The sequence below is a fragment of the Actinokineospora cianjurensis genome, assembly GCF_003663795.1.
Taxonomy (GTDB): Bacteria; Actinomycetota; Actinomycetes; order Mycobacteriales; family Pseudonocardiaceae; genus Actinokineospora; species Actinokineospora terrae.
Genome location: NZ_RCDD01000001.1, coordinates 499,339 through 513,897, shown reverse-complemented (window position 1 = coordinate 513,897; position 14,559 = coordinate 499,339). Strand labels below are relative to the sequence as shown.

Here is a 14,559-nt window from a genome sequence, read left to right as displayed (position 1 = left end):
AGTGCGGGCCGTGGATGTGGTCGTGGTGGGCGCCGGGGTGATCGGTGCCGCGTGTGCCGACGCGCTGTCGGCTGCCGGCCTCCGCGTCACCGTGCTCGACCGCGGACCGCTCGCCTCCGGGACCAGTGCCGCGGGTGAGGGCAACATCCTGGTCTCCGACAAGGAACCCGGTCCGGAGCTAGACCTGGCCCTGTCCTCTCTAAGCCGCTGGCCTGCGCTTGTCGGAGACACTGACATCGAGTGGGATCCCAAGGGCGGTCTAGTGGTCGCCACCGGTGACCCGGCGCCGCTGGCGCACTTCGCCGCCGTGCAGCGGGAAGCCGGTGTCGACGCGCGGTGGATCACCCCGGCCGAGGCGCTGGAACGCGAACCGCACCTGACGACACGGGTGACCGCTGCCGTCCACTACCCGCAGGACGCTCAAGTCCAGCCAGTCCTCGCGGCGCAGGCACTTCTATCGAACGTTCGACGCCGTGGTGGCGTCTTGCGCCCGGGTGTCACTGTTGTCGGTCTAGACGCAAGGGGCGTCCACACGTCCGAGGGCGTCATCGCCTGCGACCACGTCGTCAACGCTTGCGGCCCCTGGTCTGGAGAGGTCTCGCGAGCACTCGGTGCGCCTATCGCGATCGCTCCCCGGCGCGGGATGGTTCTTGTGACGGCGCCGTTGCCGCCCACTGTCCATCACAAGGTCTACGACGCCGACTACGTAGGCGCTGTCGCCAGCGGTGACGCTGACCTCCAGACGTCAACGGTCGTCGAGTCGACGGCGGCGGGCACCATCCTCATCGGGTCCAGCCGCGAGCGGGTCGGGTTCGACGAGTCCATCCGCATCCGGGTCCTACGGGAGCTGGCGCGCAAAGCCGTCGCGTTGTTCCCCTCGCTCGCGGATGTCCCTGTCATGCGTGCTTACGGCGGTTTCCGCCCTTACGCACCGGACCACCTACCCGTCATCGGAGCCGATCCGCGCATCCCAGGTCTCTGGCACGCGACCGGACACGAGGGCGCGGGCATCGGCTTGGCCGCCGCCACCGGTGCCCTGCTCGCCGAGCTGCTCACCGGCGCGACTCCGCACCTGGACCCGACACCGTTCCGAGTGGACCGACCGGGGGTGCTCGAATGCGTGTGACCATCGACGGCGTGCCGAGCCAGGCAGCCCCGGGGCAGACCGTGGCGGGCGCGCTGCTGGCCGCCGGTCGCACGTCGTGGCGGACAACCCGCCTCAAGGGCAGGCCGCGCGGCGTCTTCTGCGGGATCGGTGTGTGCTTCGACTGCCTCGTGACGGTCAACGGCGTCGCTGATGTGCGCGCCTGCCAACGACTCCTGGTCGACGGCGACGACATCCGCACGGAGGGGCCGTGAGGGTAGTCGTGATCGGAGGCGGTCCCGCGGGCCTGGCGGCGGCGCGCGCAGCAGCCGGGGCAGGCGCGTACACGGTACTTGTCGACAGCGAACCGACGCTCGGTGGCCAGTTCCACCGAGGTGACCCGCAGCGGGTTGATCCGAAGGTCCGCCACCTGGCCAACAGCACCGTCTGGGCCATAGAGGGCATGCGGTTGCACGTACGCACTGGCCCGGCGGATAGCCCAAGCCGCACCGGCGAGACTCTGAACGCCGATGCCGTGGTTCTCGCTACCGGAGCGCACGACCGCGTAGTGCCGTTCCCGGGCTGGGACCTTCCCGGGGTCTACACCGCTGGGGCAGCACAAGCGCTTGCCAAGGGCCAGAAGATCGCCATTGGTCAACGAGTCGTGGTATCAGGCACCGGCCCGTTCCTGCTACCGGTCGCGGAGTCGCTCAAAGCCGTTGGTGCTGACGTGCTGCGGATCTGCGACGCCAACACCGGTCTGGGATGGCTCGGACGCCCGCGCGCCGCGAGCCCGGCGAAGCTCGTTGAACTGCTCGGCTATGCCCTTCGCCTAGGCGCGGTGTGGCGCCCCCGAACAGCAGTCGTTGCCGCACAAGGTGAAGACAGGGTCAACGCCGTGACAGTGGCCAAGCTGAATCCCGATTGGACCATCCGAAGCCAAGAGCGAGTCGCGGTTGACGCCGTCTGCGTCGGCCACGGATTCACGCCACGCCTCGAACTGGCCGTCGCCGCCGGTTGCGCCCTCGCCGACGGATTCGTCCAGGTGGACCACACCGGTGCTACCTCAGTTCCAGGTTGGTACGCGGCAGGTGAGGTCACCGGTATCGGTGGGGCCGACCTTGCGGCTGCCGAAGGTGAGGTAGCTGGCGCAGCAGCCGCAAGAGGCTCCTGCCCCGCGAAGGCATTGGCCAAGGTGCGTAGTGGCCGGAGGTTCGCCGCCGCTCTAGCCGATGCCCACCCGATCCGCTCCGGTTGGCACACCTGGCTGACCGACGACACCCTGGTCTGCCGCTGCGAAGAGGTCACGTACAAAGACCTCCGCGCGGCCGTGGACCTCGACGCCTCCGGTACGCGCACCTTCAAGCTGACCAGCCGGATCGGCCTCGGCCTGTGCCAGGGCCGGACCTGCGCCCGTGCCGCCGTGGACATCGCCACCGCCCTCTCGGGCGACCGGCGGACCTTCTTCACCCCCGCTGACCTGCAACGCCGCCCCATCGCCACGCCGCTGCGGCTGGCCGAACTCGCATCCCTGCCAGAGGAGGACCTGTGACCGAGCGTCTCGACGGCGTCATCGTGGCCACCGCCCTGCCCTACACCCCCGACGACGCCGCGCCCGCCGGGCTGCGCCCCGACCTGGACCGCTACGCCGAGCACTGCCGGTGGCTGGTCGAGAGCGGCTGCCGGGGTGTCGGCCCCAACGGCTCCCTCGGCGAGTACTCCTCGCTCACCGACGCCGAGCGCCGTGAGGTGGCCAGGACCGCGATCGAGGCCGTGGGCGACAACGGCATCGTGGTCGTCGGCGTGCACGGCGTCGGTGCGCACCAGGCGAAGCACTGGGCTGAGGTCGCGGCCGAAGACGGTGCTCACGGTGTCTTGTGCCTGCCGCCGACCATGTACCGGGCCAACCCCGGCGAGGTCATCGAGCACTTCGCGGCCGTGGCGTCGGTAGGTCTACCTGTCATGGTCTACAACAACCCGATCGACACCAAGGTCGACCTCACGCCCGCTCTTGTGGCCGAGATCGCCCAGATCGACAACGTCGTCGCGATCAAGGAGTTCTCCGGGGATGTCCGGCGGGTGCTGGAGATCCGCGAGGCCGCGCCGGACCTGACCGTGGTCGCGGGAGCGGATGACGTTGTCCTCGAGTCGCTGCTGATGGGTGCCACCGGCTGGTTCGCCGGGTTCCCGAACGTCTTCCCCGTCGAGTCCGTCCGCCTCTACGAGCTCGCGCTCCAGGGCAAGGTGGCCGAGGCGCGGGCACTCTACGAGCCGATGGTCGCCGCGTTCCGCTGGGATTCGCGAACCGAGTTCGTGCAGGCCATCAAGCACAGCATGGACATGGTCGGCCGGTTCGGCGGTCAGTGCCGACCGCCGCGCGGGCCGCTCTCCCCGGAGCAGTTGTCGGCGCTAGAGGCCGACATGCGCCGCGCGGTCGACGCAGTGCAGGCGGCCTGACATGCGCTCCACCCGCGTCCTGCACGCGGTCGACTCGCACACCGAGGGCATGCCGACCCGGGTGATCACCGGCGGCGTGGGCGTCATCCCCGGCGACACCATGGCCGAGCGCCGCGAGCACTTCATGGCCGAGCTCGACCACCTGCGCGAGTTCCTGGTCAACGAACCGCGCGGCCACCCGGCGATGAGCGGCGCCATCCTCCAGCCGCCGACCAGGCCCGACGCCGACTGGGGCGTGCTCTACATCGAGGTGTCCGGCTGCCTGCCGATGTGCGGGCACGGCACCATCGGCGTGGCCACGGTCCTGGTGGAGACCGGGATGGTCGAGGTCGCCGAGCCGGAGACGGTCATCAAGCTCGACACCCCCGCGGGCCTGGTCGAGGCCAGGGTCGCCGTGCGCGACGGCCGCGCGCAATCGGTGACCATCGAGAACGTACCGTCGTTCGCGGTCGAGCTGGACGCGACCGTCGACGTACCCGGCCTCGGCCAGGTCCGTTACGACATGGCCTTCGGCGGCAACTTCTACGCGATCCTGCCCATCGCCGACCTGGGTATCCCCTTCGATCGGGCCGAGAAGGACCGGATGCTCGCCGCCGGTCTGTCCATCATGGACGCGATCAACGCCACCAACCGGCCCGCGCACCCGGAGAACCCGGCGTTCGGCGGGTGCAAGCACGTGCAGCTCGTCGCGCCGCGCGCGGACGGCGGTTCCCGCAACGCCATGGTGATCCACCCTGGCTGGTTCGACCGCTCTCCCTGCGGTACGGGTACCTCCGCGCGGTTGGCCCAACTCCACGCTCGCGGCGAACTCGACCTCGATCAGGACTACGTCAACGAGTCCCTACTCGGTACCCACTTCGTCGGCAGGCTGGTGCGGTCGACGAAGGTGGGCGAGACGACAGCTGTTGTGCCTACCGTTACCGGGCGCGCCTGGATCACCGGTACAGCCCAGTACATGCTCGACCCCACCGACCCGTTCCCTAGGGGGTTCGTCCTGTGAGGATCGTGTCCACCTCGCCGCAGTCGCCCGACGACGTCGTGATCGACGTTCCGGAGGGGGACGTCGTTGGCGCTGTCGCACGTGCTCGTACCGCTCAACGAGAGTGGGCGACTACCGGCCCCGCTGTTCGTGCGGCTGCTCTCGACGCGATCGCGGACGCGATTGCCGGGTCCGACCTGGCCCAGCTGATCGTGCGGGAGGTGGGCAAACCCATCACCGAGGCCAAGGGTGAGGTCGCCCGCGCTGTCGCGATCTTCCGCTACTACGCGCAGCAGGCGTACGACCCGATCGGCGAGACCTACCCCGGCGGCTTGTTCTTCACCGTGCGCAGGCCGCGAGGTGTCGCTGGTCTGATCACGCCCTGGAACTTCCCCGTCGCCATCCCGGTCTGGAAGGCGGCCCCCGCGCTCGCCTTCGGCAACGCCGCCGTGATCAAGCCGTCCCCGGACGCCACGGCGTGCGCGCTGCGGCTCGCCGAAATCGTCGAGGGGCACCTGCCGGACGGCTTGTTCGCCGTCGTCCCCGGCGGTCCCCAGGTCGGGACCGCCCTGGTCGACTCGGCCGATGTCGTGTCGTTCACCGGATCGGGTGGCGTCGGTCGCCAGGTGGCCATCGCCGCCGCCGGACGGGGCATCCCGGCGCAGTGCGAGATGGGCGGCCTCTCGGCGGCCATCATGCTGCCCGACGCCGACCTCGACCGCGCGGCCACCGACATCGCGTACGCCGCCATGGGCTTCGCCGGTCAGAAGTGCACGGCCACCAAACGGGTGATAGTCGTGGGTTCGGGTACCCGGGAAGCGCTCGTATCCGCCGTGGACACCTTGCGAGTGGGAGACCCAACCGACCCGACGACCGCCGTCGGGCCGGTGATCAGCGCTGCCGCCAGGGACCGGGTGGTCGAGGCGGGCGGCGCGGTGCTCGACGCCGACGGCTGGTTCGTCCGGCCGACCCTGGTCGGCCCCGGCAGCAGGCTCGACCGCGAGGAGGTGTTCGGCCCCATCGCCACCCTCACCGAGGTCGCCGACGTCGACGCCGCGATCGCGCTGGCCAACGCCACCGACTACGGCCTGGTCACCTCGCTCTACACCGCGGACCTGACCGCTGTGGTGTCCTATGTGGAGCGGTGCGAGTCCGGGCTGGTGAAGGTCAACATGCCGACCGCTGGCGTGGACTTCCACCTGCCGTTCGGCGGTGAGCGCGGCTCCGGCTACGGCGGCAAGGAGCAGGGCAAGGCCGCCGCCGCGTTCTACACCCTCAGCCGCACCGTCCAGCTGTCCCGATAGTCCCTGACCAGGTGAAAGAGGTGTTCCAGATGAACGACCGCCCGGCTCGGCGCGATCCGTCGAAGTTGGTGGAGGCCGAGGGTTTCCGCGAGTTCGTCCGCGACGACTGGGGTCCGGCCGACCGCACGGTGCACACCGTCGCCGGTGCGGCCGAGGCGGCGCAGGCGCACCGCGCGCGGCTGTCCGCGGCGTTCCCCGGCAAGCGCATCGCCCTCGCCGCGGGCATCGCCCCGACCAGGTCCAACGACACCGACTACCAGTTGCGCGTCGACAGCGACTTCGCCTGGCTCACCAACTGCCACGCCGAGGCCGCCGTCCTGGTCATGAACCCGAACGGCGCGGGCCACGACGCGGTGCTCTACCTGCGCGAACCCGCTGGCCCGAGCGAGCCGGACTTCTTCGCCAGCGCCCGTGACGGCGAGCTGTGGATCGGCGCCGTCCCGGGCCTGGCCGAGTGGTCGGACGCGCTGCGCCTCGAGTGCCGCCCGCTGGAGGAGCTGCCTCGCGCGCTGCGCGGCCAACTGCCGGAGGTACTCGCCGCCAAGGGGGTCGACCCTCTGCTCGACGCCCTGGTCGGCGCGCACAGCCCCGAGCTGCGCACCGTGCTCGCCGAGCTGAAGCGGATCAAGGACGACTGGGAGATCGGGCAGCTGCGCGCGGCCGTCGACGCGACCTACCTCGGGTTCGAGGACGTCGCCCGCGAGCTGGACACGGCGGTGCGCGGCGGCGGCGAGCGCTGGTTGCAGGGCACCTTCGACCGGCGCGCCCGCACCCTGGGCAACGGCCCCGGCTACACCTCCATCGTGGCCGCCGGTCCGCACGCCCCGGTACTGCACTGGACCAGGTGCGACGGCCCGGTCGCCGAGGACGGCCTGCTGCTGCTCGACGCCGGTGTCGAGGTCAGCACCCTCTACACCGCCGACGTCACCCGCACCTTCCCGGTCGCAGGCGAGTTCACCGACGCCGAGCGCCGCGTGTACGACCTGGTGCACGCCGCCCACCTGGCCGGGATCGCCGAGGTCAAGCCGGGCCGCGAGTACAAGGCGTTCCACGACGCCGCCATGCGCGTGCTCGCCGAGGGCCTGCACGACTGGGGCCTGCTGCCCGGGTCGGTCGACAAGTCCCTGGAGCTCAACGGGCAGCACCACCGCCGCTACATCGTCTGCGGCATCGGCCACCTGCTCGGCATGGACGTGCACGACTGCGCCAGGGCCAGCGCCGCCGCCTACCACGAGGGCACCCTCGAGCCGGGCATGGCGCTGACGGTCGAACCGGGCCTGTACTTCCACCCGAACGACCTGACCGTCCCGCCGGAGCTGCGCGGCGTCGGCGTGCGCATCGAGGACGACCTGGTGGTCACCGCGACCGGCGCCGATGTGATCTCCGACGCGCTGCCCATCACCGCGGACGGCATCACCGAGTGGGTCCGGCAGCGGCGGGGGTAGCCTCGAGTCCGTTGTAGACAGGGGAGATGAAGGAGGGACGTCGTGACCGACCACGACGATCGACCGGAGGGGACCGGGAAGCACGCTGCGCCGGAGGGAGCCGAGCGGCACCCGCTGATCGACCTGGCCCGTGACCCGAACCCGGGCAAGCCCGACCACGCGGCGCCCGAGGACGAGTGAACGCCGGGTGGGGCGCGGCCGCGCGCCGCGCCTCGCCCGGGTTCGAACAGGTGTTTGAACGAACCGGTGTCCAGGGTGCAGTATGGGCACCATGCGAACACCTGATCGAGAGACGCGCGGGTCGGTGGCCCTGCTCGCCGCCCGGCTGACCGAGGCCGCCGCGCTCGGGCCGGGTGCCGCTCTCGACCGGATCCAGCAGGTCGCCGCGCAGGGCGCCGAGCTGGCGACGGTCGCATCGGTGGCGTCGCTGTCGCGGGCCCTGGAGCTGCTCTGGCAGCGCGGCTGGCTGCCCGGCGAGGCGGTCGCCGCGGTCCCGAAGCCGCTGACCGCGCTGGTCACGGCCGCTATCGGGCACGAGTGCCGCCGCTACCCGACCGCCCGCCTGCACCCGGTGTGGCGTGCCCAGCTGGCCGCGCTGGACACCGCCCCCGTTGAACTGGCCGAGCCGCTGGTCCCCGCGCTGCGCCGGGTCGTCGAGCTGGTCGCGGTGCTGATGTCGCTGCCGCAGCTGCCCAGGCTGGTGCCCGGTCCGTGTGAGGCCGAGGTGCGGGCCGGTACGGCCGGGGTCGACCCCCGGGTGATGGCGAAGGTGCGCGGCCTGCTGACCAAGGCCGAGTCCACCCCGTTCGCCGCCGAGGCCGAGGCGCTCTCGGCCAAGGCCCAGGAACTGATGTCCCGGTACGCCTTCGAACAGGCCGTCATCACCGCCGACCACCCGCAGCAGGCCACCGCCCGCAGGCTGTGGCTGAGCGGGCCGTACCAGGCGCCGAAGGCCCAGTTGGTCGAGGCCGTGGCGGGCGCCAACCGCTGCCGCTCGGTCTTCTACCCCCGCCTGGGCTGCGTCGGCCTGGTCGGCCACGAGACCGACCTGGAGATCACCGAACTGCTCGCGACCTCCCTGGCCACCCAGTCCACCCGGGCCCTGGCCGGCGCCCCCGGCCGCACCCGGGCGTACCGCCAGGCATTCCTGGTCGCCTACGCCCACCGCGTCCACCAGCGGCTGGTGGACGCCGCGGCCCAGGTCCGCCCCCACTCGACCGCGTTGGTCCCGGTCCTCGCCTCCCGGGAAGCCGCGGTCGACGCCAAGTTCGCCGCCCTCTTCCCCGGCATCCGCACCCGCCGCACCACCGCCACCAACCCCTCCGGCTGGACCGCTGGCCTGGCTGCCGCCGACCTAGCCGACCTGCACCCCCACCGCCGCGTGGCCAGCTAGCAGGTCGACCAAGGCCGCGAGGTCCTCCTGGCCGCCGCCTGCCTCGACGCGTCGCGCCATGAGGTCGAAGAACGGGGCGAGCAGGTGCGGGTCGACGCCCTGGGCCTTGGCCGTGTCGAGGAACGTGGGGATGCCTGCCACCTGCATGGCCAGGTTGGACGTGACGTCGGTGGTGTGGTTGCCGGTGTGTAGTCGTTGGGCGATGCCGTAGGCGGATGCGGTGGTCGTAGTGACCCAGTCGACGAGCAGTGGGGCGAAGGCGACTGGGTCGATGCCGTCTGCACGCAGTAAGGCGAAGGCGTGCGTGATGCCCGCGAACATGCCGTACATGCCAGAGAGCAGCGCGATGTCGTAGAGCGCCGCGTGACCGGGGTCCTCGCCGACGTAGTGGATGCGTGCTGGTGCTGCGAGCACGGTGGTGTGCTCTTCCACGAGAGCCTGCGAGCCGCTGTAGAAGATGAACGCGCCTATTGCGCCGATCATCGGAGGTACGGCCATGATCCCGCCGTCGACGAAACGCGCGCCGCGGCCGGTAGCCCACTCTGCGCGGGCACGGGCTTGTTCGGGGGTGCTGGTGGTGAGGTTGACCAGGTCCTTGCCTGCCAGATCGATGCCGTCGAGCACGTCGGTGACCGAGTCGTCGTCGAGCAGGCAGACGACGACCAACTGATTCGCCGCGACCGCCGCTGCCGCGGTATCGACCACGACCGCGCCCGCGGGTGCCTTGGGGGTCCGGTTCCAGACCGTCGGCTTGATGCCCGTCGCGAGCCAGGCCCGCGTGATCGCCGAGCCCATCGCGCCGAGGCCGAGAAGGGTGACTGCCATGCCCCCAGGCTGGTCCGGGCCCTCCCGGTGATCAAGTACGCACTTCGAAGTGCGTGGCGCGCCGCAGCCTGCCTGCGGCACCCTGGAGCCATGGCCACGACCCCACGCCCCGGCGGCCCCTACCAGTGCGGCATCGACGCGGCGATGGACGTCATCGGCGGCAAGTGGAAGGTGCTCATCCTCTGGGCCCTCAAGGACCACCCCTGCCGCTTCGGCGAACTCCGCCGCCACCTGCCCGGCATCACCGAGAAGGTCCTCACCACCCACCTCCGAGAACTCGAAGCCCACCACATAGTCCACCGCGAAGCCCACCCCGAAACCCCACCCCGCGTCGAGTACTCCCTCACCCCCGCTGGCCACGCCCTCAACAACGCCCTGACCCCCCTCGGCAACTGGGGCACCACCCACGTCCTCAACGCGTAGCCCGTTCGCCATCGCCCGGATGCGCGGCTGTGCTGCCACGGAGCGCGATCGCGACCGGGTTGGCATCACTCGAAAGTTGCAATCATTGCAATCGTTGCGATTGCGGCAATTTCGTGGCGTTGATAGAGGGTGGGGGCTAGAAGTGGCCGCCACGGCTGGTGGCATTATTGGAGCTGTCGGTCGTCCCATCGAACGGAGGCGTTCAGGTCGCCGTGTCCGAGGTTTTGTCCCACCCGGGATGAACGGGCACGGTAAGAGGAGATGTGGATGCCAGGCCGACGGCGGTGGTTCCTTCGAGGAGAGTTCCCGAGCGCACCCGAGGTGTTGGAACGGTGTGCCCTGGTGGTCGACGCGGTCGGCGTGGTCGCCGACATCTGCGGTGCTAGTGGCCTTGCCACGTGCACAAGGCCACTAGCGGGCGCTCTCCGGGTCCTTGCTAAGCAGGCCGGACGACGGAAGTAGCACCACCGCAGGCGGCGGAGTCGGTGGTTGCACACCGACTCCGCCGCGATATCTCCGGCATGCCCAGTCTACCTTCTGTGGTATACGCGGCCTGCCCGGGCGGTAGGTATCAAACTTTGAGTTGCGCAAACTTCAACACGATTGCGAAAAGCTCGCCAAGACTGGGAAGGATTGCGCACTTGTGCGTTGCCGGTCCAATGATTGGTGCGCCGCAGCCCGAACAGGGTGAAACGCGATCGCCGCCTGCTCCTGTTGCGAGGTTCTTCGGATGAGCAGTTGTCGTGCCCTCGCTGCCGGGAGTCGGGCAACGTGGGGGTCGGCCTGTCTGCGGCGAGCCGAGCCGTTGGCGGCGTTCGTGCTGGTGGTGGTGGGTGTGGACCCCCGTTTTGGCTGGCTGTGCTGGTGTCCGGTATCCTCTCCGGCGGAGGATTCGCATAGTGGCCTAGTGCGCACGATTGGAAATCGTGTTGGGTGTTAAAACCCTCGGGGGTTCAAATCCCCCATCCTCCGCCACCGGAAGCGCCGGTCACCCTGGGTGACCGGCGCTTCGGTCGTTCAGCGCAGGGTGGTGCGCATGTCGTCGGCGAGTTGGTCGAGGCGGAGGGGGACGGCTTCCGGGCGGTCCAGGGCGTTGTGCAGGCTCTCCTGGATCAGGTCGGAGACGCGGTCGTACTGGGGGGTTTGGACTCGGTCCCGGGCGGTGTCGAGGCTGTGGTGCAGGTGTTCGAGGTAGGGGAACTTGCTGCGCAGCACGGGATCGGCGTAGAGGCTGCGGACGGTGGGGGCGAAGCCGCCCTTGGCGAACAGTTCTCGTTGTTGGTCTTCGTCGGTGTAGAAGCGGATGAAGTCGCGGGCCGTCTCCTGGTGCTGGGAGCAGGGGGAGATGGCCAGGTTCCAGCCGCCGAGGGCGCTGGGGCCGGGGAGGGTGGTGACGCCGACCCCGGCGGCGATGGGGGAGTCGGGGGCGGTCATGATCGGGTACACGTAGGGCCAGTTGCGCAGGAACAGGGCCTTGCCCGCCTGGAAGTGCTCGCGGCTGCGCTCCTCGTTGAACCCGGTGGCCGCGCGCGGGATCCAGCCGTCGCGCAGGCCCGTGGCGAGCATCTCGACGCCTTGCTTGGCCTGGGGTGAGTTGATGGTGATGGCGTGGTCCGTGGTCAGGTTGCCGCCCTTGGACCAGATGGCCTCTAGGGCGTTGACGGTAAGACCCTCGTACCGCTGTAGCTGGCCCACGTAGCCGTCTATGCCATAGATGGGCCTCAGCTTGTTCGCGATCGCTATGAGCTCATCCCAGCTCTTAGGCGGACGGAGCCCCTGCGCGTCCAAGTAGTCCTTGCGGTAGAAGAGGAGTCCTGCGTCCGTGCGGCCCGGGATCGCGTAGAGCTTGCCGTCCACAGTGGCGTTCTCGACCGGTACGCGTAGGAACTTGCCGATGTCGAACTCGTCCGGGTTCAACGGCAGCAGGTACCCGGCTCTGGCGAACTCCGCGGTCCACACCGCGTCGACGGTGATGACGTCGTTGCACCTACCTCGCGCCCCGGGTAGCGCCCCGTCCTGGGCCGCGGCCACGAGGGAGGCCCGGTGTGAGTCGGAGGACGACGACTGCTCGACGAACGTCACCTGCTCCTTGATGCCGCGACGGTTGTTCCACCGTTCCACCAACCGTTCCAGCTGACTGTCCTGAGTGGTGTCACGCCCGTCGACGAAGGTGATCGGACCTCTGGCGTGGACGCGGTCGTCGGCTGCTGGCTGAGTGGAACACGCACCCGAGGCCGTAAGAACCACCGCTAGGCCCGCGCAGAGGAGCTTGTTCATTCCTGCCTCCAGAGTCCAGCTGCAACCAGGTTGGACAACTTCGGTATGTCGTCTTCGACCGAGGTGAGGTCCACGCAGCTGCTGGCCGCCGCCTTCGCCAGCTCGGTAAGGCCAGCTGACTCGCACCGTCCCGTCAGCAGGTTGACCACTAGAAGCCGCGTAACCCGTGGGTCCTGCCCGGTCACCTTCATCTTCAGCGCAGGCATGTCCGTCTGGCTCACGTCGGCGGTAGCGGAATCAGTGATGATGACGAGTAGGTCGGTACCGCGGGCGTTCTTGTCTGCCCGAAGTCGCTCCATACCCGCCTCTATGGCGCCGTAGACGTCCGAGTCGCCTGGGGTAAGAGGGAAGTCGGGGCGCGCGGCCTTGCGGATGGCGGTCGTCTGGTCCGGTGCTAGCGGCACGATGTCCTGGGTGGTCGTGCCGAAGGTCATCAGGCCGACCTCGTCGTCGTCGCCGAACTGCTGGAGCAACCTGCGCACCAGCTCGGTCGCCGCCTGGACCCGCGTCCCGCGCTGGAACGGCGCGCTCATCGACAGTCCGGTATCGACCGCGAACAGCACCCGGGGGTGTGTGCTCCCCACCGCCGCCGCGGTCTGGATCAGGTCGAACGCGGTTGCCGGGCCGACCGGCAGGGCGGTCGACAGCACCGGTCCGCCGTCGAGCCCGTCCCGGTGGCGGAAACCCGAGTTGTGCAGGTCGGCGCTGGCAGGCGGGCTCATCAGGTACTCATAGAACCTGTCGATCACCTGATGGCGCTGGTGGTGCTCGGGTCGGTCGGTCCACCGCACGACCACGAACGGGTAATCCTGGACCGGTGACTCTGTCTGGAGGTAGAGCGGCGTTAGCGCTTCCGGGCGCACTGACGCCGAGCAGTCGCTCCCGAGCTGCCTGCCCCGGTTGTAGTCGATGACTGCCTTCTCCGACACCAACGCGGCCGTCTGCCCCGGCCTGTTGCGAATCGTGCACAGCAGGTTCCCGCTGTCGAGGTCGGGTGCGTACGGGATCTCCCGTTCCGCGCTGTGCACGACGCGTGGCACCGAATCCCCGGTCATCGCGGTTGACGTGAGCTCGGGTTGCTCCAAGCGGTGTCGGTAGTACGCGATCGTCGCGAGCATCCCCGCGCTCGACGACCGCGGGTCTGGCCGGGTGAAACCATCGCCGCTGCTCGCCGCTAGCGCTATGGACTGCCAGGTGACCCACTTGCCGTCGGTGGGTCGTAGCGCGTCGACCATCGCCTTCGGCGCCGCGAGAACGATCGGTGACCGCGCGATGCCCGGCCTGGGCTCCAGCGTCGCGCCGATCCCCGGCACCCGCGCCAGTCTGGCGGCTACATGGTCGATGTCGATACTGGAGTCGGGGATCCACACGTGCGGCTCCGGCCCGTGGTCACGCAGGTCGTTGCGACCGGACCAACCCTGTCCGAGTGCGTCGACCGCGCCGCCGTAGGTGTCGGCCACGACCAACACCCGCGCTTGCCTGCACCGGTTCTCATCGGCCTGATAGGACTTCCGCTCGAAGTTCAACGCGAGAAGTCGTAGTGTGGGCGCCATTTCCGTCGATGTGAGCACGTTGAGCTGCACGGGGTTCGCGCAACGCATAGCCGGTGCGGCCGCGCCCGCCAAGAGGTTGGTCATGGGGGCGAGCAGCAGCAGCGCGGTGAGCACGACCGCCTGCCATCTCGGCCTGGGTAGCCGGACCTTGGGCAGTTTCGGCCACTGCACCGTAGGTAGGCGAAGAGTGGGCGTTGGTGTTACCGGGCGGGGATAGTCCGGGGTGCAGATCCACGCCGTGGTCTTGGTTTCCTTCTGCTGCACGGTGTGAGACCGGTAGATGGCCGGGTTCGCGGCTGGCTGGTGCTTCACGACGTGCTCGTAGAACCAGTCCGACACCGCTAGAGCGAGAACGCCGGGGGAACCAGCGAGTGCGCTGCGCAGCGGCTGCGATTCCAGCAGCCGGAAGGTGTGGTTCAGGTCCGTGCCGTGCTTGCCGTTGTCGTCGCTACCGACCTCCCCGGCGTGGATGGCGACCTTGAGCCGGATCTGCGTTTCGGGCCCGTGGTCGGCGTTGTGCTCACGCAGCGCCGCTGCCAACTCGTGCGGTAGGGACGCCACCAACTCACCCTTGGGGACGTCCGGGATGAGCAGGAACAGGCCGTCGCCGCGGTCCTCGTGGTAGCCCCACGGCAACTCGGCTCGATCGAGCGCGCGGTGAAGAGCGGCATAGAGGCCGTCTCTGACCACCTTCTGGTGTCGGTCGGTGCGCCGGACGTCGCCGTAGCTCTCGACGTCGACGGCCAGGATGCTCGTGTGCTTGTCCGCGGAATGAGACACGCCCTGCTCCCGATAGGTCGCCTCAGGGCGTACAGGGTA

13 protein-coding genes and 1 tRNA gene are annotated in these 14,559 nt (G+C 69.6%); 11 read left to right on the top strand and 3 right to left on the bottom strand.

Translation table 11 applies throughout. The features are described 5' to 3' along the window. Position 1: 1 nt before the first annotated feature. The 9 genes from CLV68_RS02355 (at position 2) to CLV68_RS34900 (ending at position 8,662) form a co-directional block, all read left to right on the top strand. On the top strand, positions 2-1,126 hold the full coding sequence (locus CLV68_RS02355) for an NAD(P)/FAD-dependent oxidoreductase (RefSeq protein WP_425454837.1): 1,125 nt from the start codon (positions 2-4) through the stop codon (positions 1,124-1,126). Next, entirely contained in the window at positions 1,117-1,359 is a 243-nt protein-coding gene (locus tag CLV68_RS02350) for a (2Fe-2S)-binding protein (protein WP_121388958.1), read from the top strand. The genes CLV68_RS02355 and CLV68_RS02350 overlap by 10 nt, the downstream gene beginning before the upstream one ends. Then, the gene (locus CLV68_RS02345; protein ID WP_121388957.1) at positions 1,356-2,636 is read left to right on the top strand and encodes an NAD(P)/FAD-dependent oxidoreductase; all 1,281 of its coding nucleotides are present in this window, start codon (positions 1,356-1,358) and stop codon (positions 2,634-2,636) included. The genes CLV68_RS02350 and CLV68_RS02345 overlap by 4 nt, the downstream gene beginning before the upstream one ends. Next, on the top strand, positions 2,633-3,541 hold the full coding sequence (locus CLV68_RS02340; RefSeq protein ID WP_121388956.1) for a dihydrodipicolinate synthase family protein: 909 nt from the start codon (positions 2,633-2,635) through the stop codon (positions 3,539-3,541). The genes CLV68_RS02345 and CLV68_RS02340 overlap by 4 nt, the downstream gene beginning before the upstream one ends. 1 nt (position 3,542) lies before the next feature. Next, positions 3,543-4,541 (top strand): proline racemase family protein, encoded by a 999-nt coding sequence (locus CLV68_RS02335; RefSeq protein WP_121388955.1) that lies wholly within the window; start codon positions 3,543-3,545, stop codon positions 4,539-4,541. Continuing rightward, entirely contained in the window at positions 4,538-5,824 is a 1,287-nt protein-coding gene (locus CLV68_RS02330; RefSeq protein WP_121388954.1) for an aldehyde dehydrogenase family protein, read from the top strand. Before CLV68_RS02335 ends, CLV68_RS02330 begins: the two co-directional genes overlap by 4 nt. 29 nt (positions 5,825-5,853) lie before the next feature. Further along, positions 5,854-7,269, top strand: coding sequence for an aminopeptidase P family protein (locus CLV68_RS02325; protein ID WP_121390914.1), 1,416 nt, complete (start codon positions 5,854-5,856; stop codon positions 7,267-7,269). A 42-nt stretch (positions 7,270-7,311) separates the two neighbouring features. Continuing rightward, positions 7,312-7,449 (top strand): hypothetical protein, encoded by a 138-nt coding sequence (locus CLV68_RS33625; RefSeq protein ID WP_170224039.1) that lies wholly within the window; start codon positions 7,312-7,314, stop codon positions 7,447-7,449. A 91-nt stretch (positions 7,450-7,540) separates the two neighbouring features. After that, positions 7,541-8,662, top strand: coding sequence for a DUF2786 domain-containing protein (locus CLV68_RS34900; RefSeq protein WP_147459859.1), 1,122 nt, complete (start codon positions 7,541-7,543; stop codon positions 8,660-8,662). Here CLV68_RS34900 and CLV68_RS02315 read toward each other — a convergent pair. Continuing rightward, the gene (locus CLV68_RS02315; protein ID WP_121388952.1) at positions 8,624-9,487 is read right to left on the bottom strand and encodes an NAD(P)-dependent oxidoreductase; all 864 of its coding nucleotides are present in this window, start codon (positions 9,485-9,487) and stop codon (positions 8,624-8,626) included. The genes CLV68_RS34900 and CLV68_RS02315 overlap by 39 nt on opposite strands. A gap of 90 nt (positions 9,488-9,577) precedes the next feature. Here CLV68_RS02315 and CLV68_RS02310 point away from each other — a divergent pair, with 90 nt between their 5' ends. Then, complete coding sequence (locus CLV68_RS02310; RefSeq protein WP_121388951.1) at positions 9,578-9,910, top strand: winged helix-turn-helix transcriptional regulator; 333 nt, start codon at positions 9,578-9,580, stop codon at positions 9,908-9,910. An 885-nt stretch (positions 9,911-10,795) separates the two neighbouring features. After that, positions 10,796-10,885, top strand: a tRNA-Ser gene (locus CLV68_RS02305). Positions 10,886-10,927: 42 nt separating this feature from the next. Here CLV68_RS02305 and CLV68_RS02300 read toward each other — a convergent pair. Both CLV68_RS02300 and CLV68_RS02295 read right to left on the bottom strand, forming a co-directional pair. Further along, entirely contained in the window at positions 10,928-12,187 is a 1,260-nt protein-coding gene (locus tag CLV68_RS02300) for an ABC transporter substrate-binding protein (RefSeq protein ID WP_121388950.1), read from the bottom strand. Further along, the gene (locus CLV68_RS02295; RefSeq protein WP_121388949.1) at positions 12,184-14,520 is read right to left on the bottom strand and encodes a vWA domain-containing protein; all 2,337 of its coding nucleotides are present in this window, start codon (positions 14,518-14,520) and stop codon (positions 12,184-12,186) included. Before CLV68_RS02295 ends, CLV68_RS02300 begins: the two co-directional genes overlap by 4 nt. Positions 14,521-14,559: the final 39 nt, after the last annotated feature.